The sequence below is a fragment of the Caulobacter sp. FW305-C-30-S16 genome, from assembly GCF_058783025.1.
In genome coordinates, this window is the sequence record NZ_JBYSYH010000001.1 from 378,361 (window position 1) to 398,165 (window position 19,805).

Annotated in this window: 12 protein-coding genes, 1 tRNA gene and 1 riboswitch; of the genes, 6 read left to right on the forward strand and 7 right to left on the reverse strand. The window is 69.2% G+C overall.

Annotation, left to right across the window (positions count from 1 at the left end):
* Positions 1 to 7: 7 nt before the first annotated feature.
* Positions 8 to 922 (reverse strand): tetratricopeptide repeat protein, encoded by a 915-nt coding sequence (locus tag AC3WJT_RS01770; protein WP_492341350.1) that lies wholly within the window; start codon positions 920 to 922, stop codon positions 8 to 10.
* A gap of 85 nt (positions 923 to 1,007) precedes the next feature.
* Complete coding sequence (locus AC3WJT_RS01775; protein ID WP_492341351.1) at positions 1,008 to 1,517, reverse strand: prolyl-tRNA synthetase associated domain-containing protein; 510 nt, start codon at positions 1,515 to 1,517, stop codon at positions 1,008 to 1,010.
* Positions 1,518 to 1,604: 87 nt separating this feature from the next.
* On the opposite strand from AC3WJT_RS01775, the gene AC3WJT_RS01780 reads away from it, so the two are divergent.
* The 4 genes from AC3WJT_RS01780 (at position 1,605) to AC3WJT_RS01795 (ending at position 6,380) form a co-directional block, all read left to right on the forward strand.
* Positions 1,605 to 2,348, forward strand: a complete 744-nt coding sequence (locus AC3WJT_RS01780; protein WP_492341352.1) for a DUF6065 family protein — start codon at positions 1,605 to 1,607, stop codon at positions 2,346 to 2,348.
* A gap of 92 nt (positions 2,349 to 2,440) precedes the next feature.
* Positions 2,441 to 2,515 (forward strand) — tRNA-Gly (locus AC3WJT_RS01785).
* A 168-nt stretch (positions 2,516 to 2,683) separates the two neighbouring features.
* The gene (locus AC3WJT_RS01790) at positions 2,684 to 3,817 is read left to right on the forward strand and encodes a zinc-binding dehydrogenase (RefSeq protein ID WP_492341353.1); all 1,134 of its coding nucleotides are present in this window, start codon (positions 2,684 to 2,686) and stop codon (positions 3,815 to 3,817) included.
* 127 nt (positions 3,818 to 3,944) lie between these two features.
* Entirely contained in the window at positions 3,945 to 6,380 is a 2,436-nt protein-coding gene (locus tag AC3WJT_RS01795; RefSeq protein WP_492341354.1) for an EAL domain-containing protein, read from the forward strand.
* A gap of 63 nt (positions 6,381 to 6,443) precedes the next feature.
* Here the strand turns inward: AC3WJT_RS01795 and AC3WJT_RS01800 are convergent, their stop codons facing one another.
* Positions 6,444 to 7,982: a helicase HerA-like domain-containing protein gene (locus tag AC3WJT_RS01800; RefSeq protein ID WP_492341355.1), complete on the reverse strand. Its 1,539-nt coding sequence runs from the start codon at positions 7,980 to 7,982 to the stop codon at positions 6,444 to 6,446.
* Between the two features lie 120 nt (positions 7,983 to 8,102).
* Between AC3WJT_RS01800 and AC3WJT_RS01805 the strand changes: the two genes are divergently transcribed.
* Together AC3WJT_RS01805 and AC3WJT_RS01810 are read left to right on the forward strand one after the other, a co-directional pair.
* On the forward strand, positions 8,103 to 9,269 hold the full coding sequence (locus AC3WJT_RS01805; RefSeq protein WP_492341356.1) for an AI-2E family transporter: 1,167 nt from the start codon (positions 8,103 to 8,105) through the stop codon (positions 9,267 to 9,269).
* Between the two features lie 402 nt (positions 9,270 to 9,671).
* A complete protein-coding gene (locus AC3WJT_RS01810; RefSeq protein WP_492341357.1) occupies positions 9,672 to 14,519 on the forward strand; it encodes an NAD-glutamate dehydrogenase in 4,848 nt (1,615 codons plus the stop codon).
* A 125-nt stretch (positions 14,520 to 14,644) separates the two neighbouring features.
* Here AC3WJT_RS01810 and AC3WJT_RS01815 read toward each other — a convergent pair whose 3' ends face one another.
* The 4 genes from AC3WJT_RS01815 to rpe form a co-directional block, all read right to left on the reverse strand.
* Positions 14,645 to 15,412 (reverse strand): dienelactone hydrolase family protein, encoded by a 768-nt coding sequence (locus AC3WJT_RS01815; protein WP_492341358.1) that lies wholly within the window; start codon positions 15,410 to 15,412, stop codon positions 14,645 to 14,647.
* Positions 15,413 to 15,677: 265 nt separating this feature from the next.
* Complete coding sequence (gene purH, locus AC3WJT_RS01820; RefSeq protein WP_492341359.1) at positions 15,678 to 17,261, reverse strand: bifunctional phosphoribosylaminoimidazolecarboxamide formyltransferase/IMP cyclohydrolase; 1,584 nt, start codon at positions 17,259 to 17,261, stop codon at positions 15,678 to 15,680.
* Between the two features lie 18 nt (positions 17,262 to 17,279).
* Positions 17,280 to 17,359: riboswitch (ZMP/ZTP riboswitch) on the reverse strand.
* 28 nt (positions 17,360 to 17,387) lie between these two features.
* Complete coding sequence (locus AC3WJT_RS01825) at positions 17,388 to 19,097, reverse strand: heparinase II/III family protein (RefSeq protein ID WP_492341360.1); 1,710 nt, start codon at positions 19,095 to 19,097, stop codon at positions 17,388 to 17,390.
* A 10-nt stretch (positions 19,098 to 19,107) separates the two neighbouring features.
* Positions 19,108 to 19,767 carry a ribulose-phosphate 3-epimerase gene (rpe, locus tag AC3WJT_RS01830; protein ID WP_492341361.1) on the reverse strand — a complete coding sequence of 220 codons (660 nt, stop codon included), beginning with the start codon at positions 19,765 to 19,767 and terminating at the stop codon, positions 19,108 to 19,110.
* Positions 19,768 to 19,805 lie beyond the last annotated feature (38 nt).

Genomic DNA, 19,805 nt, shown 5'->3' on the forward strand with positions numbered 1-19,805 from the left:
GGCCTCCCTAGCTGAACAGGATCGCGGACAGACGCCGGCGGCCCTGTTTGGCGACCTCGGAGCTGAATCCGGCCGCCTCGAACACCGTCAGCAGCTGCTTGCGGGCCGCCTGGTCGTTCCAGGCCTGGTCCTTGGCGATGATCGTCAGCAGATGGTCCGCGGCCTCTTCCAGCCTGCCCTGACCGGCCAGCGCCCCGGCCAGGTCGAAACGCGCCTGATGGTCGTCGGGATCGGCGGCCAGCGCCCGCTCGAACGGGGCGGTCTCGGAGGCCGCGCCGTCCGCCAGCGCCAGGGCCGCCCGGGCGGCGTCCAGGTCTGCGTCCTTCGCCTTTTCGGGGGCCATGGCGACGATCTCGGCCGCCCGCTCGTAGTCGCCGCCGGCGATGTAGCAGCGCGCCAGCCCGCCGATCGCCGGCACGTTGGCCGGGTCCATCTGCAGCACCGTGGCGTAGCCCTGGGCCGCGCCGCCGATGTCGCCGAGATCCATCGACTCCTTCGCCTGGGCCAGAACCTCGTCGATCTCCGAGGCCGGGGGCGGACCCGCCAGCTTCTCGACGAAGGCCTTCACCTGGCTGTCGGGCAGAGCGCCCATGAAGCCGTCGACCGGCTGACCGTTGACGAAGGCGTAGACGGTCGGGATCGACTGCACGCGCAGCTGGCCTGCGTAGGCCGGGTTCTTGTCGACGTCGATCTTGACCAGCTTCACCGCGCCGCCCATCGCCGTGACGGCCTTTTCGAGCGCCGGGGTCAGTTGCCGGCAAGGCCCGCACCAGGTCGCCCAGAAATCGACGATCACAGGCGTGGTCTTCGACATCTCGATGACGTCGGCCATGAAGCCGGCGTCCGAGCCGTCCTTGATGAGGTCGCCGCTCGCCGCCGCACCAGGGGCCTTGGGGGCCAGGCCCTCTCCGATCAGGGTCATCTCTTCCAGTCCAGTGTGCGGGTCCCGCCCGCGTTCAAACGTGTTGCGCTCAAGATGGTCGCACCGGCGCGCCGGTTCAATTGCATCATGGGGCGACGACGCACATCGCCGCGAAATCCACGACCAGGGGCTCGATCCCCAGCGCCGCGAGGAACCGCCGGAAGTCCGCCTGCGACACGGCCGTGGTGGCGGTGTTGGTCAGGGGGTGGAAATTCACCGGGTCGGCGGCCGCCAGAGCCGCGTCGAGCACAAACCGCACCCGGCGGTCCGCGTCGTTGATCAGTCCGAACGCCGTCACCGATCCCGGCGTCACGCCCAGCGTTTCGAGCATCAGCTCCGGACTGCCGAACGACAGCCGGCCCGAGCCGATCACCGTATGCAGCCGCTTCAGGTCGATGGCCGTCTCGCCGAGCGCGGAGATCAGCCAGAGCTGGCCCTTCGCATCCTTGAGGAACAGGTTCTTGGCGTGCCCGCCGGGCAGCGCCGCCTTGATGTCGTCGCCCTCGCCGACCCGGAACACGGCCGGATGGTCGAGGGTCGAACAGGCGATGCCGTGGGCGTCGAGGAAGGCGAAAAGATCGGCTCGGGTCTTCATATCCTCCGCCATAGCCAAACCGCGCCTCTTGCGGAACCGTCTCCCTCGCGCGACAGGTTCGGACGAGGACCACCCGGAGAGGCCGTCATGCTTCTGGAATGCTACCCGACCAGCCAGCGTCCGCCGGACATCGTGCCCGGACGCCCGCAGCGCGCCTGGATGGACGCCTTCGCCGAGCGCCATCCCTATCGCTGCCTGCCGCTGTCGATGGCCAACACCTCGGGCTGGGAGATTCTCTGCCCGGTCGGCTTCACCGCCGAGTGGAATGGCGGGGCGCACCAGGACTGCATCACCTTCACCCCCGACCACGGCCATCCCGACTTCCATGACTTCGTGAAGAGTCACTTCTCGCGCGGCATCTTCACCTTCCACCCGGGCTATCTGTTCCGCACCCCGCCGGGCTGGTCGATGTGGGTCGGCGGGCCGCCCAACCATGTGAAGGACGGCGTCCAGCCCCTGGTCGGGCTGGTCGAGACCGACTGGCTGCCGTTCCCGTTCACGATGAACTGGATCTTCACCCGCCCCGGCCGCGTGCGGTTCGAGCGCGGCGAGCCGTTCTGCTTCATCACCCTGGTGCAGGACAAGACGCTGGCCCAGGTTCAGCCGGTAACGCGGTCGCTGGCCTCGAACGCCGACCTGCGCGCCCAGTACGACGCCTGGTACCGCCAGCGGGAAGAGTTCAATCGTCGTCTGATGAAGCAGGAGCCGGACGCCGTGCGCGACGCCTGGCAGCGTTACTATTTCAAGGGCGAGCTGCCCGAGCAGACCGGCCCGGCCCCGAAGGACCACGTCAACAAGCGCCGTCTGAAGTCGCCGAGGCTCGGCGTCTGAAATCGACGTCAGGGGCGCTTGCAAAGGCTTTGCCCCTCTGCCATAAGCCGCCTCTCGATTTTCGGGACGCCCTCCAAAAGCGTCCCTGGAGCGCGGGCGTAGCTCAGTGGTAGAGCACAACCTTGCCAAGGTTGGGGTCGAGAGTTCGAATCTCTTCGCCCGCTCCAATATTCCGCAAACTGTCTGACCAGGACGGCCCCGCAAGGGGTCGTTTTGCGTTTGGCCGTCTGTCGACCGGTGAGAGGGTCTTTTTCAACAACGCCCCTTTCGCCCGCGCCGCCGATGCGCTCCATTGTCCGCCAGCCCGGATCAACCGGCGGCGGGAGCGAAACATCATGGCGACGACATCCTGGGAGTCGGGACTTCAACTTCGGTCGCTGGTGACCTCGGCGGGTGCGCTGCAGCTGTCGCTGGAGCGGACCCCGACGCCGGCGCCGGCGGACGGCGAGGTGGTCGTCCGGGTCCAGGCCTCGCCGATCAACCCCTCCGATCTCGGGCTGCTGATCGGCCCCGCCGACATGAGCACGGCGCGGGTGACGTCCAATGAGAACGGCCCCGTGGTCACCGCCGACATTCCCAAACACCTCATGCGCATGATGGCCGCGCGGGCCGACGAGAGCATGCCGGTCGGCAATGAGGGCTGCGGCGTCGTGGTCGCCGCGGGGGCGTCGCCGGAGGCCCAGGCATTGATCGGCAAGACGGTCGCCTGCCTGGGCGGGGCGATGTACGGCCAGTACCGCACCCTGCCGCTGGCCTCGGTCATGCTGCTGCCGGACGGCACGGCGCCGGCCGACGGGGCCTCCTGCTTCGTCAATCCGCTGACCGCCCTGAGCTTCCCCGAGACCATGAAGCGCGAAGGCTTCACCGGCCTGATCCACACGGCGGCGGCCTCGAACCTCGGCCAAATGCTGGTGAAGATCTGCCTGAAAGACGGGATCCCGCTGGTCAACATCGTGCGGAGCGAGGAGCAGGCAGCGATTCTGCGCGGCCTTGGCGCGACGCACATCGTCGACTCCAGCAAGCCCTCCTTCCTCGAGGACCTGACCCAGGCGATCGTCGAGACCGGCGCCTATCTGGCCTTCGACGCGATCGGCGGCGGCAGGCTGTCCGGCCAGATCCTCAACTGCATGGAAGTCGCGGCCAACAAGACGGCCAAGGTCTACAGCCGCTACGGCTCGACGCAGATGAAACAGGTCTACGTCTATGGCGGCCTGGACACCGGCCCGACCGAGCTGAACCGCGCCTTCGGCATGATGTGGGGCCTGGGCGGCTGGCTGCTGACGCCCTTCCTGATGAAGATCGGGCCGGCCGAGACGCAAAGGCTGCGGGACCGGGTGGTCGCCGAACTGAAGACCACCTTCGCCAGCCACTACACGCGGGAGATCTCGCTGGTCGAAGCGCTCGATCCGCAGATCATCGCGACCTACAACCGCAAGGCCACCGGCGAGAAATACCTGATCTGTCCCTGAGGGGCGCCGGCATGGACGGGTCGCCCGGCGATCCGGACCTGCCCGCGGTCACCCGTCCCGGATTGAAACGCTTTTTTCGCAACTTGTCCGGATACTGCCCCCGTTGATCCTCAGAATGGGGTGGGGCATGGACAAGATCATTGCGTGTCTCGTGAACGAGCACGACTACCGAATGGTGCTCGTCGCGGGGGTGGTTTGCTTCCTGGCGGCCCTGACGTCCTTCCGGCTCTACTCGCGGATGAACGGCGCCAGGGGGCTGGTGCGCGGCGCCTGGCTGCTGCTGACCGCGCTGGTCGCCGGCTCGGGCGTCTGGGCCACCCATTTCCTCGCCATCCTCGCCTATGACCCGGGCGTCGAGACCGGCTATTCGCCTACCGGCACGATGATGTCGCTGATGGTGGCGGTGTTCTTCATGGCCGCCGGCTTCTTCGCCGCCACGACCAGCCGCGAGCGCGCCAACCAGATGGCCGGCGGCATGCTGATCGGCGTCGGCGTCGCGGGCATGCACTACACCGGCATGAGCTCCTTCGTGACCCAGGGAACGATCGTCTGGGAGGCGGCGACCATCGGCGCCTCGGTGGTGGTCGGTGTGATCGGCGCCAGCGCCGCCCTGATGCTGGCCGGCGACGCGCGCAGCTTCCCGCGCCAGGTGCTCGCATCCCTCGCCCTGACGCTCGGCGTCTGCGGGCTGCATTTCACCGCCATGGGCGCGATCACCATCGTCCCCGACATGACCGTGATCGTGCCTGACCAGCTGGAAGGGGTGATGACCCTGGCCGTGGCGACCATCACGGCCCTGATCATGCTGGGCGGCCTGGGCGCCGTGCTGATCGAATCCGCCACCAGCCGCTCGGCGCTGGAGCGCATCCGCACCCTGGCCAACGCCGCCTATGAAGGCATCGTCGTGGTCCAGAACGGGATCATCAAGGACGCCAACGCCGCCTTCTGCGACCTCGCGGGCGCGGCGGCCGAGGACCTCTACGGCAAGCCTTTCAACGAGGCTCTCCTGTCGTTCGACGACGCTCTGGGCGTGCGCACCGACGCGGAACGGCGCGAGGGTCACATGCATCCGGTCGGCGGCGGCCAGTCCGTGCCGGTCGAGATCTTCGCCCGGGTGATGGACGACGGTGCGCGCGCCGAAACCCGCGGCCTGATGGTGCTGGCGATCCGCGACCTGCGCGAACGCCGGTCAGCCGAGGAGAAGATCCGCTATCTGGCTGAACACGACGGCCTTACCGGGCTGCCCAACCGCAACGCCATGCAGTCGCGTCTCGCGGCGGCGCTCGATCGCGTGGAGGCCTCGGGCGAGACGCTCGCCCTGATCTGCGTCGACCTGGATCACTTCAAGGAAGCCAACGACCTGCACGGCCATCTCGCCGGCGACGCGGTCCTGGTGGAAGCCGCCCGCCGGCTGCAGGACAGCGTCACCGCGCCGTCGTTCGCCGCGCGACTCGGCGGCGACGAGTTCGTCGTGGTGCAGATCACCGACGAGGACCAGCCGACAGCCGCCGCTGAACTGGCCGGCCGGCTGCTGGAAACCCTCAAGGACGGCATGACCTACGAGGGCCAGGACCTGGCCATGGCGGCCAGCCTCGGCGTTTCGCTCTATCCCGACGACGGCCGCACGGGTGAGGCCCTGCTGGCCAACGCCGACATGGCCCTCTACCGCGCCAAGGAGAACGGTCGCGGCGCCTATCGTTTCTTCAAGCGCGAGATGGACGAGACCATCCGCGAGCGCCGCAACCTCGCCCGCGAGCTGCGCCAGGCGATCATCGACGAGGACCTGGTGGTCCACTACCAGCCGCAGGCCCGGGCCTGCGACGGCGAGATTCTCGGCTTCGAGGCCCTGGTTCGCTGGCGCCACCCGGTCCGCGGCATGATCCCGCCGCTCGACTTCATTCCGCTGGCCGAGGAAACGGGTCTGATCCTGCCGCTCGGCGAGTGGGTGCTGCGCAAGTCCTGCGCCGAGGCCGCCCAGTGGGACAAGCCGCTGAGCATCGCGGTGAACCTCTCGCCGCTGCAGCTGAACCAGCCGAACCTGCCGCAGATCGTGCACGAGATCCTGATCCAGACCGGATTGTCGCCGATGCGGCTGGAACTGGAAGTCACCGAGAGCGCCCTGTTCAAGGACTACCAGCGCGCGCTGGACAACCTGCGCCGTCTGAAGTCCATGGGCGTGCGGATCGCGATGGACGACTTCGGCACGGGCTTCTCCTCGCTGTCGACGCTGCAGTCGTTCCCGTTCGACAAGATCAAGGTCGACAAGAGCTTCGTCGAGAACATCCACCGCGACGCCCGCGCCACGGTGATCGTCAAGGCCGTGCTGGGCCTGGGCCGCAGCCTCGACATCCCGGTCGTGGCCGAGGGCGTGGAGACCGACGAACAGCTGCAGTTCCTGCGCGGAGAGGACTGCGCCGAGGTCCAGGGTTACGCCATCGGCCGACCGGCCCCGGCCGACACCCTCGGCGCCTGGACCAATGACCTGCCGACGGTGCTGATCGCCGCGGCGACGGCCATGGCCGCGAAAGCAGCTCCGCTCCGCAAGCGCAAGAAGGCGGCGTAGCCCCGATCCAGAACGTCATGGCCCGGACAAGCCGGACCATGACGGCGTGACGGAGGTTGGGGGCTAGCGCCGCTTCAGCCCGCCGAGCACGCCCCGAAGGATCTCGCGGCCGACCTGGCTGGCGATGGTGCGGACCAGGGTCTTGCCGAAGGCCTCGCCCATGCTCTGGCGGCTCGACGACCGCGCGCGGGGCGCCGGCCGGCTGTCGGCGCGGTCGCGGCGGGCCTGCTCCCGTTCCCATTCCTTTTCCTCGGCCTCGCGGCGTTTCGCGATGTCGGCCGCTGCGGCGTCCGCCTCGGCCTGGTGCGCGGCCTGACCCGCGCGGACCTTCAGGCTCTCGAAGGCGGAGTCCCGATCCAGCGGCGTGTCGTAGAGACCGCGAACCGGGCTGGCCGCGAGGGTCGCCTGGCGCTCGGGAAGGGTGGCCGGGCCCAGCCGCGAGGCGGGCGGGCGGATCTTGGCCATCGCCACCACGGTCGGAGCGCCGCGCTCGTCCAGCACCGAGACCAGCGCCTCGCCGACCCCGAGATTCTGGATCGCTTCTGCGGTGTCGAACGCCGGGTTGGGCCGGAACGACGAGGCGGCGGCCCGCAACCCCTTCTGTTCGGCCGGGGTGTAGGCGCGCAGGGCGTGCTGGAAGCGGTTGCCCAGCTGGCCCAGCACGGTCTCGGGAACATCGGCCGGGTTCTGGGTGACGAAGAAGATGCCCACGCCCTTGGAGCGGATCAGGCGGACCACCTGCTCGACCTTCTCCAGCAGGGGCTTGGGCGCGTCGCGGAACAGCAGGTGCGCCTCGTCGAAGAAGAACACCAGCCGCGGCTTCTCCGGATCGCCGATCTCCGGCAGGTCCTCGAACAGCTCCGACATCAGCCACAGCAGGAAGGTGGCGTAGAGCCGCGGGCTCTGGATCAGCCGGTCGGCGGCCAGGATGCTGACCACGCCCCGGCCCGAGCCATCGACGCGCATCAGGTCCGACAGCGCCAGCGCCGGCTCGCCGAACAGGTTCGCGCCGCCCTGGGTTTCCAGTGTCAGCAGGCCGCGCTGGATCGTCCCCACCGTGGCGGCCGAGACGTTGCCGTACTCGGCGTCGATGCTCTTCTCGTTCTCGGCGACATACTTCAGCGCCGCCTGCAGGTCCTTCAGATCAAGCAGCAGCAGCCCTTCGGCGTCGGCGACCTTGAAGACGATGTTGAGCACGCCCTCCTGAACGTCATTGAGCTCCAGCATCCGCGCCAGCAGCAGCGGACCCATCTCCGACACGGTCGTGCGCACCGGATGGCCCTTCTCGCCGAAGAGGTCCCAGAACACCGTCGGCGGCGCGGCCGGCGTCAGGGTCAGGTTCATGCCCTGGGCGCGGGCCAGCATCTTCTCGCTCGGCGCGCCCGGCTGGCTGATTCCCGACAGGTCGCCCTTCACATCTGCGGCGAAGACCGGAACCCCGGCGTCGGACAGGGCCTGGGCGAGGATCTGCAGCGTCACGGTCTTGCCCGTGCCCGTGGCGCCGGCCACCAGACCATGGCGATTGAGCCGGTCCAGCCGCACGGTTTCGGGCTTGTCCGAATAGCCGACGAACAGGGTTCCGGGATCGCTGGCGCCGTCCATTCGTTATCTCCATGAAACTGAGGGCCCAAGCTACAGGCGCGGGCCCTGCTTCGCCAAGCGGGCGGATTGACGGACGCCGGGCCACAATCGAGACTCGGCCACAGTTGATGAGGACGCCGCATGGCCCGTACGCCTGCCAGGAAGACCCCCGAGAAGGCGGCAGAACCCCCGCATCCGCCCGCCGTGTCGGTGCGGCCAGAGGGGATCGCGCGCAATGCGCTGGTCATCCTGGCGGTGATCGCCTCCGCGGCCGCGCTCTACTGGACGCGCGACATCCTTACGCCGCTGGCCCTGGCCATGTTCCTGGCGATCATGATCGACAGTTTCGCGCGCCGGCTCGAGCATCGCTGGCCGCGTCTGCCGGACAGCCTGTCGATGCTGGTGGCGATCATCCTGTCGGTGTTGATTTTCGGCGTGACGCTCGTGGTTGTGGCTGACCGCGCCGGCGGATTTATCGGCCAGCTTGTCGGCTATGGTCCGAAGATCGACGGCCTGATCGCCCGCCTGGCCGGCATGATCGGCGTGGAAACGCCGCCGCCGCTGACCCAGATGGTCGATGACTTCAATCCGACGAAGTACGTCAGCCAGGTCGCGCAGGGCCTGCAGGGGGTGGTGTCGGACGCGGTATTCGTCCTGATCTATCTGGGCTTCATCATGGCCTCGCGGCGCGGGTTCAAGCGCAAGATCGTCGCCCTGTTCCCGCACAACGCCGAACGCGCGAACGCTCTGGAGATCTTCAACCGTATCCGGTTCGGGGTTGAGCGCTATCTCTGGGTCCAGACCGTCACCGGCCTGATGATCGGCGGCGGCTCCTGGCTGGCGATGGTGGCGGTCGGGCTCGAGAACGCCCTGTTCTGGGCCTTCCTGATCTTCCTGGCCTCCTACATCCCGATCATCGGCGGCTTCATCGGCATCGTTTTCCCGGCGCTGTTCGGCCTCGTCCAGTTCGATACCCTCTGGCAGGGCTTCGTGCTGCTGGGCGTCCTTTACGGGATCCAGTTCGTGGTCGGGAACATCATCACCCCGCGCATGCAGGGCGACAGCCTGAACATCGATCCGGTGGTGGTGCTGCTGGCCCTGGCGCTCTGGGGCGCACTGTGGGGACTGCCCGGCATGTTCCTGTCCACGCCGCTGGCGGTGATGGCCATGATCATCCTCGCCGAGTTCGAAGGCTCCCGCTGGATCGCCATTCTGATGTCCGAGAACGGCGACCCCCAGGGGGTCGACGAGAACGGCCATCACCGGCGAAACGGCAAGCAGTTCGGCCGGCCCGACGACGCCTCTTGAAACCGGTCTAACGGCGCCTATCTGTTCTGGTGTCCGGTCAGCACTCCCCCTGCGGCCGGACCCGGCGCCGCCCCTCCTCCCCCCGAAGGGCGCCGCCTGAGGCAAGACCGTCCCGTCCCTCCCCCCGGACGCGGATGACGAGAAACGCCGCCGGATCCCCCCTCCGGCGGCGTATTCGTTTTCGAGGCGCGGGCGACGTTGCGGAAAGTTCTTGCTCGTGGAGCGCCCGGACGGTTGATCGGCGCCCCAAGCGGTCTAGGCTGGCGGCGAACCTGATCGAAATTTTCCATCCGATCGGGTTAAAAGGGCGCGAAACTCACATCCTCGGAGCGTTTTCCGGTCGCCGGACCCCCGTTTGGGGCTGGAAACCGTCTCCGCAGCCAGATCCTACGGGGATATCTGATGCAGGGCGCAAGCCTTCACCCGGCAGCGCCGGGATTTGATTCCGACAGTCTCGCCGCCGCCTTCGCTGGCGCGCTCGGTCACCGGTCCGGCCGGCCAAAGGACGCCGAAGCGGCGTTCATCGCCCAGATTCACCGCGATCTGTCGGTTGAGGAACTGCCGGATCCGGATATCGCCGACCTCGCCGCCGCCTTCGCCGAGCTCTGGCGCTTCGGCGAGTCCCTGAAGGGTGACGCGCCGGCCATCCGGCTCCGGCGCTGGACCGCCGCGGGCGGCAAGGACCTGGGTCGCGACCTGATCGAGATCGCCCAGCCTGACCGGCCCTTTCTCGTCGATTCCATCATGGGCGAGATCGCCGAGGCCGGCTTCCCCGTCCGGGCCATGTTCCACCCGCTCGTCGAACGCGACGGCCGACGCCTGTCGGTCATCCAGGTTCACCTGGATCCGGTCGGCGAGGACCGCGCCGAAGCGCTCGTCGAGGGGCTACGCGCGGCGCTCGGCGACGTCCAGATGGCGGTGACCGACTTCGCCGCCCTTCAGGCGCTGATGCGCCAGACGATCGCGGAACTGACCGGCGCCCCGGCCCCCGTGTCTGCGGAAGCCCGGGCCGAGGACATCGCCTTCCTCGACTGGCTGGAGCGCGACCATTTCGTGTTCCTCGGCGCCCGGACCTATGACTACCCGCGCAGCGCTGACGGCGACTACGCCGCCGAGGAGCCGGTCTACCGGCCCGAGGACAGTCTCGGCGTCCTGCGCGACCAGGAGCGCCGCGTCCTGCGTCGCAGCAGCGAGCCGGCGATCCTGTCGAAGCAGCTTCGCCGCCACCTGGAAACCGACTCGCCGCTGATTGTGGCCAAGTCGAACCTGCGCTCGCGCGTTCATCGCCGGGCCTACATGGACTACATCGGGGTCAAGCGGTACGGCGCGGACGGCAAGCCGTCGGGCGAGGTGCGGTTCGTCGGCCTGTTCACCGCCGAGGCCTATGACGCGCCCGCCCGCGAGGTGCCGCTGATCCGGCGCAAGGTTGCCAATGTGATCACCCGCGCCGGCGTCTCGGCGGGCGGCCACAACGACAAGCGGCTGCGCAACATCCTCGAGACATGGCCGCGCGACGAGCTGTTCCAGACCCCCGAGGACGAGCTGCTGGTGCTGGCGCTGGGCGTGCTGCATCTGTTCGACCGCCCCCGCGTGCGGCTATTCGCGCGCCGCGATCCGTTCGACCGGTTCATCTCTGTGCTGCTGTTCGTGCCGCGCGAGCGCTACGATTCCGGCGTGCGCGAGAAGGCCGGGCGGATCCTCGCGGAGGCCTACCAGGGCCGGATTTCGGCCTACTATCCCAGCTTCTCGGACGCCCCGCTGGCGCGGGTGCATTTCATCCTCGGGGTCGATCCCGGGACGGTGGTCGATCCGGACCTGACCCAGGTCGAGGCCGATATCGCCGAGGCCGCCCGCACCTGGGACGACCGGTTCGAGGCCGCCGTCCGCGCCGAGCCGCCCGTCGCCGGCGTGCCCACGACCCTGGCTCGTTGGTCGGGCGGGTTCAGCAACGGCTATCGCGAGTACTATCCGGCGGCCGAGGCGCTCGCGGACCTGGCCGAAATCGACGCCATGGGCGGCGAGGAGTTCCGCACCCGCGCGTTCCGTGTGGTCGGCGACACGGCCACCCGCTTCCGGTTCAAGGTCTATCGCAAGGGCGGCGCCGCGCCCCTGGCCGACGTCATGCCGATCCTCGAGCACATGGGCCTCAAGGCCCTGATCGAGGACGCCTTCGAACTCACACCGCAGACGCCGGACGGCGCGCGCGAGACGGTCTGGGTGCATGAGTTCCTGCTTGAGGACGAGCAGGGCGAGCATCTGGTGTTCGCCGATGTCCAGGACGCCTTCGAGGCGGCCTTCACCGCCGTCTGGACCGGCCGCACCGAGAGCGACGGGTTCAACCGGCTGGTGCTGGAGCTGGGCGTGTCCTGGCGCGAGGCGGCGCTCATCCGGGCGATGTCGCGCTACCGCCAGCAGTCGGGCCTCGACCCGAGCCAGCTGGTGCAGGAACAGGCGCTGTCGGAACATCCCGGCGTCGCGCGGCTGATCCTCGACCTGTTCCGCATCAAGTTCGACCCCGCGATCAGCGCGGACATGAAGGCGCGGGAGAGCCAGGCCGCGGCGGTCATGGAGGAAATCACGACCGCGCTACAGGCCGTCGACAGCCTCGACCACGACCGGGTCCTGCGCCGGCTGGCGCTTCTGGTGGGGGCGATCAAGCGCACCAACTTCTACCAGGTCGCCGAAGGCGGCGGTCCCAAGCCCTACATCAGCTTCAAGATCGCCAGCCGCGAGCTGGAAGACCTGCCCGCGCCCAAGCCGTTCCGCGAGATCTTCGTCTGGTCGCCGCTCGTCGAGGGCGTCCACCTGCGCTTCGGGCCGGTGGCGCGGGGCGGGCTGCGCTGGTCGGACCGTCGCGACGACTTCCGCACCGAGGTGCTGGGCCTGGTCAAGGCGCAGCAGGTGAAGAACGCGGTGATCGTGCCGGTCGGCTCCAAGGGCGGCTTCTATCCCAAGCACCTGCCGCGCGGCGGGACGCCCGAGGCGATCCGCGCCGAGGGCGTCCGCGCCTACCAGACCTTCCTGTTCGGCCTGCTCGACATCACCGACAACATCGACACCGACAACACGGTGGTTCGGCCGGCCGGGGTCATCGCCCACGAGGGCGACGATCCCTACCTCGTCGTTGCGGCGGACAAGGGTACGGCGACCTTCTCCGACATCGCCAACGGCGTGGCGGTCTCCTACGGCTTCTGGCTCGGCGACGCCTTCGCCTCCGGCGGCTCGGCGGGCTACGACCACAAGGTCATGGGCATCACGGCGCGCGGCGCATGGGAGGCGGTCAAGCGTCACTTCCGCGAGGCCGGCAAGGACATCCAGACCACCGACTTCACGGTCGTCGGCGTCGGCGACATGTCCGGCGACGTGTTCGGCAACGGCATGCTGCTGAGCAAGCACATCCGGCTGCTCGCCGCCTTCGATCACCGCCACATCTTCATCGATCCCAACCCGGACGCCGCCTCGTCCTGGCCGGAACGCGAGCGGATGTTCGCGCTGCCGCGCTCGTCGTGGGAGGACTACGACAAGTCGAAGATCTCCGCCGGCGGCGGGGTGTTCTCGCGGGCCCTCAAGTCGATCCCGCTGACGCCCGAAATCCGCGCCCTGCTGGAGATCAAGGCCGAGGCGGTGTCCCCGGCCGAGCTGATGACGGCGATCCTCAAGGCGAAGGCGGAGCTGCTCTATCTCGGCGGCATCGGCACCTATGTGAAGGCGCGCGGCGAGAGCAACGCCGAAGCCGGCGACAAGGCCAATGACGCGATCCGGGTCAACGCCGGAGATCTGCGGGTCAAGGTCGTCGGCGAGGGCGCCAACCTGGGCCTGACCCAGGCCGGCCGCATCGAGTTCGCGCGCGCCGGCGGACGGATCAACACCGACGCGATCGACAACTCGGCCGGGGTCGACAGCTCCGACCACGAGGTCAACATCAAGATCCTCACCGGCATGGCCGAGCGAGCGGGAAAGTTCGACCGCCCGGCGCGCGATGCGCTGCTGGCCTCGATGACCGACGAGGTCGCCGAACATGTGCTGGCGCACAATTACGACCAGACCCTGGCGGTCTCCCTGCTCGAACAGGACGCGGCGTCGGAGATCGACAATCACGCCCGCTTCATGACCGAGCTGGAGTCGGCCGGGCGACTGGACCGCAAGGTCGAGGGCCTTCCGGACGCAGCGCAGATGCAGGACCTGTCGGCCGCGGGCAAGGGTCTGGCCCGGCCGGAGCTGGCCGTGCTGCTGGCCTATGGCAAGCTCGACCTGTTCGACCAGATCGTCGCCTCCAAGGCGCCGGACGATCCTGCGTTCGAGGCGACGCTCGAGGCCTATTTCCCGACCGCGCTGGGTCAGTACGACGACGAGATGAAGCGGCACCGGCTGCGGCGCGAGATCATCGCCACGGTCATCGACAATGAGCTGATCAACATCTGCGGCCCGACCTTCCCCGCACGCCTGCGGGCGGCGGCCGGCTGCGACACCGGCGCCCTGGTGACCGGCTTCGAGGCGGCCCGGCGCATCCTGAAGTTCCAGGACAGCTGGGACGCGGTTGCGGCGCTCGACGGCAAGGCGCCGGCCGAGGGGCAACTGGCCCTGTTCCGCGCCCTGTCGCACATCATCCGCAGCCAGACCTTCTGGCTGGCGCGGCGGGTCGGACCCGGCGGGGTCAATGGATTGACGGAGCGCTACGGCCCGGCGCTCACCGAGTTGCGCGCGCTGACGCCGGGCATCCTGTCGCCCTTCGAACAGAAGGCGGTGGCCCGTCGCGCGGCGGCCTTCGTCAAGGACGGGGCGCCTGAAGCCCTGGCGGCGAGCATCGCGGCGATCCAGCCGCTGACCACCGCGTCAGAACTCGTGGATCTGGCGAACGCGCTCGGCTGGCCCGTGGCCAACGCCGCGCGACTGTATCACCAGGTCGGCGCGGCCTTCAGCTTCGATCGCCTGCGGGCGGCGGCCGGCGAAAAGCGCGGCGGCGACCACTTCGAACGGATGGCCGTCCGGCGGCTGATCGAGGACATGCTCAGCGAACAGGCCGAGGTCGCGCGCGCGGTCATGGCCTTCGCCGCTGATCCTGACGCGGCCGGAGGCAATGAGGCGGCGAAGGCCACCGTCAATTCCTGGGCGCAGATTCACTCCGGTCCCGGCCGGGTCGTTCGTCGCACCATCGAGGAGATCGAGCAGGCCGGCGGCGGCTGGACCTTCGCCAAACTGACCATCGCCAATGCGGCCCTGCGGGAACTGGCGGCGGTGGCGGTGAAGTAGGGTGCGTCCTTCGAGTCGCGGACCTGAGGGTCCGCTCCTCAGGATGACGGGCGGGATTTGATTGCACCCACTCGCGTCATGGTGAGGAGCGAGCCTCAAGCGAGCGTCTCGAACCACGCAAGCTGTCAGCCTAACGCGCTCTTCAGCGCCGCAACGTAATACTGCTCCGCCGTCGTCCTCAGGTCGGCGCGGTAGCGGGTGCGAGGGTCGTTGGCGTCGTCGTCGTCGAAGGCGTGGGTGGCGTCCGGGAAGGTCAGGACATCGACCTGCAGCCCGTCGCCCTTGAGCCGGTTGAGGGCCTTCAGCGGCGCGGCCGTTCCGACGATCGCATCCTTGCCGCCGAGGACGGCGAACACCTTCGGCCGCTGTCCCTGCCAGCCCCGCGCGGACGTCAGGGAGGGGAAGCTGGCGTACGGATAGACGAGAAAGGCGCCACGGATGGCCCGAAGCTGGGCAGGATCTGCGTCGGTCAGGCCGGTCATCCGCGCCGCGCCGGATCCCTGCGCGAAGGCGTCCATAACGGTCCAGCCGCCGTGGCTCCAGCCGGCGGCGACCACCCGGTCGGCGTCGGCCCAGGGCTGGCCCTTCAGCCAGTGCAGCATGGCGTAGAGATCGCCCGCCCGCTGCGACCCGCGCAACACCGTGCCGGTGCAGACGAACAGGCTGCCGTCGAGCCGTGACATCCCGCGGGGCTTGAAACTGTCGACGATCACCACCGCCACCCCGGCCTTCACGGCGGCTTCGGCATAGCTGGTCTGGAACGGCTGCGACCCGGCGCACCCGTGGAGCTGCAGGGCCACGGGGAAGGGGCCCTGTCCCGCCGGCTTGAGCACGCGCACGCCTTTCGCCAGCAGGTCGGCGCGCGCGGCGAGGGTGGAGGGTTGGGAGATCATGGAGGCCAGTATGTGAGCAAACGCTCACATGTCAAGCGGTGTCCCGGTCGACCTCAGTGCAGGCTCCAACCTGGCCGGATACTCTACGCCCTGAAGGCCTTGATGGAATGGTTCGCTCCGGACGGGCCCTTGCTCAAGGACCGCTTCGCGGCCGCGCAGCGGCGACCCCGCAGGGGTCGTCCTTGACCAAGGTCCCGCAGGAGCAAGAATGCTCATCAAGACATCAGGACGCCCCTGCCGTGAGGGGTTCGAACCGAGCGTCCTCCTAGTGCCGGAACACCCGCACGCCGGTGAAGGCCATCGCCACGCCCCGCTCATCCGCCGCTGCGATGACTTCCTCGTCACGGATCGAGCCGCCCGGCTGGATGATCGCCGTCGCCCCGGCGTCCGCCGCCTGGATCAGGCCGTCGGCGAACGGGAAGAAGGCCTCGGAGGCGCAGGCCGACCCCTTCAGGTCGAGCCCGAAGTCACCCGCCCGCATCGCCGCGATGCGGGCCGAGTCCTTGCGGTTCATCTGGCCGGCGCCGACGCCGAGCGTTTGGCCCGCACGGGCGAACACCACGGCGTTGGACTTCACATGTTTGGCCACCACGAAGGCGAACAGCATGTCGGCGATCTCGGTCGGCGAGGGCACCCGCTTCGTCACGATCTTCAGGTCCGAGGGCTTGATCAGCGCGGTGTCGCGACTCTGGACCAGGAAGCCGCCGGCGACCGAGCGGAACACCTCGCCGGCCGAATGCGCATCAGGCAGGGCGCCGGTCACCAGCAGGCGCAGGTTCTTCTTCGACTCGAACACGGCGATCGCGTCGTCGTCCGCTTCCGGCGCGATGACCACCTCGGTGAACACCTCGACGATCGCCTCGGCGGCCTTGCGGTCGAGGCGGCGGTTGACCGCGACGATGCCGCCGAAGGCGCTGACGGGATCGCATTCCAGCGCCCGCTTGTAGGCGCTCAGCAGATCGTCGCCGGTCGCCACGCCGCAGGGGTTGGCGTGCTTGACGATGACGCAGGCCGGTTCGCTGAACTCGGCGACCAGCTCGAAGGCGGCGTCAGTGTCGGCGATGTTGTTGTAGCTCAGTTCCTTGCCCTGCAGCTGGCGGGCGCTGGCCACGCCGGGCCGGGGCGCGCCGCTGGCGTAGAAGGCCGCCGACTGGTGGGGGTTCTCGCCATAACGCATCGTCTGGATCAGGGTCCCGGCGATGGCCTTGCGGGCCGGCGCGGCCTGTTCCAGTTGCGCCGCGAACCAGGTGGAGATCGCCGCGTCATAGGCCGCCGTGCGGGCGTAGGCGCGCGCCGCGAGCGTCTTGCGCAGGTCCAGGGTCGTCGCGCCGCCGCCCTGGAGCTGGGCGATCACCTCGGCCATGTCGGACGGGTCGGTGCAGACGGCCACGTAGCCGTGGTTCTTGGCCGCCGAACGGATCATCGCCGGCCCGCCGATGTCGATGTTCTCGACGCAGGTCGCGTAGTCGCCGCCGGCCGCGACGGTCGCCTCGAACGGGTAGAGATTGACGTACAGCAGGTCGATACCGCCGATGCCGTGGTCGCTCATGGCCTTCGCGTGGTCCGCCGCATCACGCACGCCGAGCAGGCCGCCGTGGACGATCGGGTGCAGCGTCTTGACCCGCCCGTCCATCATTTCCGGGAAGCCGGTCAGGTCCGACACGTCTTTCACGGGCAGGCCGGCCGCCGCGATCGCCGCCCGGGTCCCGCCGGTCGAGACCAGCTCGACCCCGAGATCGCTGAGCACCTTCGCCGCCTCGACCAGACCGGTCTTGTCGGAAACCGACAGCAGGGCGCGCTTGATGACGACCTTGTCGGGGGAAGCGGGATAGTCGGGGGCGGCGGGCATGGTTCGGCTCCGGATTGAACGAGGAGCCCAGGCGCGCGGCATATGAGGTTCGCGCTCCCCGGTGGTTATCCACCTATGCGCCAGTCACGCGAACGAGGCGGAAAATACGGATCGCGGCGGAAAAAGCTACCCCTCCGCGCGCGACAGCTTCCAGCGCACCCGGCCGCCCTTGTCGTCGCTGGCCTGGCCGCGCAGCACGACCTGGACCGTGCGGCGCTGGACGCCGTTCTCGATATGCAGGGACGGCTCGACCGAGACCTCGATAGCGTCGTTGCGCAGCCACCAGCCCTGTTCCGACGGGCCCTTGAGCAGGACGCTCTTGTGGTCTCGCGCGAGCGAGGCGCGGGCGTCCGGGTGCAGGTGGAAGCGCACGGTGAAGGGCATGTAGCGGCGCGGCCCGTCCTGGGTTTTCTCGATCTTCGGCCGGAAGCTGTCCTCGCCGCGCAGTTCTTCAAGCGACCGGTCGAGGTACAGCTTGCGCTCGTGGATCAGGCCGAAGCGCTTGACCCAGCCGTCATGCGACACCTCCAGCCAGGCGGCCGCCTCGGCGTCATGGCGCTTCACCTCGACCTTGCGCGGCGCGCCGATCAGGCGGGGTCCCAGGGCGGCGGCGGCGAAGCCGCGCAGCGGCTGGCCGGCCGACATGTCGGCCAGATTGGCCGTCGACGAGGCGTCGGTCAGCCGCAGGGCGTGCGAGGCGCCGGAGTCGGCCGTCCAGGCGCAGCCGACGATCAGCCGGTCTGTCCCGCAGACGACCTCCATCGCCGCCGACTGGGCGCAGGCCGTCGCGCTCCAGCGGCCCCGGGCCGGCAGGCCCGCGTCGACGATGATCGCCATGCCCGGCGACTCCAGCCGCTCGAAGCCGCCGTGCGGGGCGCGGCCGCGAACGCGGGGACCGCCCTCCTCGTGGGCCAGGGCGGCGGCGATGCGGCGCGGGCCGACGGCCTCGCCCCCCTGGAAATCGGCCAGCCGCCCGTCGGGCAGGGTGAAGAACCGGGTCGCAGCGCTCAGCCGGTCAATCGCGCGCGGCAGATCGTCGGGGCCGGCCTGTCCGCGCTGATGCAGGGCGTCGTCGAGCGTGAGCAGGTCGAACAGCAGCTCCAGCCCCGCCTGGGGCGAGCGACTGGCATGGACGCCGTCATGCGACACGACGGCGGCGAGATCCCGCTTGAGCCGGCTCACCGAGAGGTCGATCAGCCGGTCGCCGGCCTCCCCGCCGAGCGCGCAGCCGGCCACGCCGGCCGCGACCGCCCTCTCGAGCGTCCGTTCCGGCGCCTGGCCGATGCGGGACAGGTGCCTGGCCTGTCGCGCCAGATCGTCAAGCAGGGCGGCGCGCTCGGCGTCCGAGGCGCCGGAGGACAGCCGCCGTGCGGCGCAGGCCAGGTTGAACACCCGCCGCTCAAGCACGTCCGGTCCCCAGGAAAAGCTGTTCCAGCGGCCGAACACGCGTCGCCAGTCCGTGACCAGTCGCAGGCCGAGTCGCGCGCCCGCGTCGCCGGTGGCGAGCAGGTCGGCCATCCAGCCCATGCGGTGCAGGGCGACGGCGAACCGGCGGCTGGGACTGGGTCGGTCAAACGGATCCCCCTGCGCCCCGACGACCATTTCCGTGCCGCCGATATCGAAGATCCCGCCCAGGATGCGGCGGCCTGTCTCCGGCTCGATGGGTCGCAGGTCTCGGGGATTGGCGGCCATGCCGTCGGGCCTGGGCCGCGCCAGCGACAGTCGGTGCAGCGGCGTGCCGAACCACTCCCGCTCGGCAAGCCGGCGCGCGCTCTCGCCGGCGGCCTGCAGGGCGAGGGCGGCGGACGAGGCTGAAGGCAGATGGGGCGCGTCCATCCCGCCGGGCTCAGACGCCCTTCAGGGCGCGGATGTTGTCGGCGTAGGCGGCCGGGCCGCCCTTGAACACGGCTGAACCCGCGACCAGCGCCGTGGCGCCGGCGGCGACGCACTGCGGCGCGGTGACCGGCGTGACCCCGCCGTCGACTTCAAGCGCGATGGCATGGCCCGAGGCGTCGATCATTTTCCGCAGGCGTTCGATCTTCTTCAGCTGCGAGCTGATGAAACTCTGGCCGCCGAAGCCCGGATTGACGGTCATCACGAGCAACAGGTCGATGTCTTCGAGGATCCACTCGACGCATTCCACCGGGGTCGAGGGGTTGAAGACCACCCCGGCCTTGCAGCCCAGCTCGCGGATGCGTTTCAGCGACCGGTGCAGGTGCGGCCCCGCCTCGGGGTGAATGCTGAGGATGTTCGCCCCGGCGGCGGCAAACGCCTCCAGGTACGGATCAGCCGGCGTGATCATCAGATGCACGTCGAACGGGATCGAGACATGCGGCCGCAGGGCCTTCACCACGTCCGGGCCAATGGTGATGTTGGGTACGAAATGGCCGTCCATCACGTCGACGTGCAGCCAGTCGGCGCCGGCGGCTTCGACGGCGCGGCATTCCTCGCCGAGACGGGCGAAGTCCGACGCCAGGATGGACGGAGCGATGATCGGGGCGGCCATGCGCTGGTCTAACCGGAGCCGACCTTCGGAACAAGGAA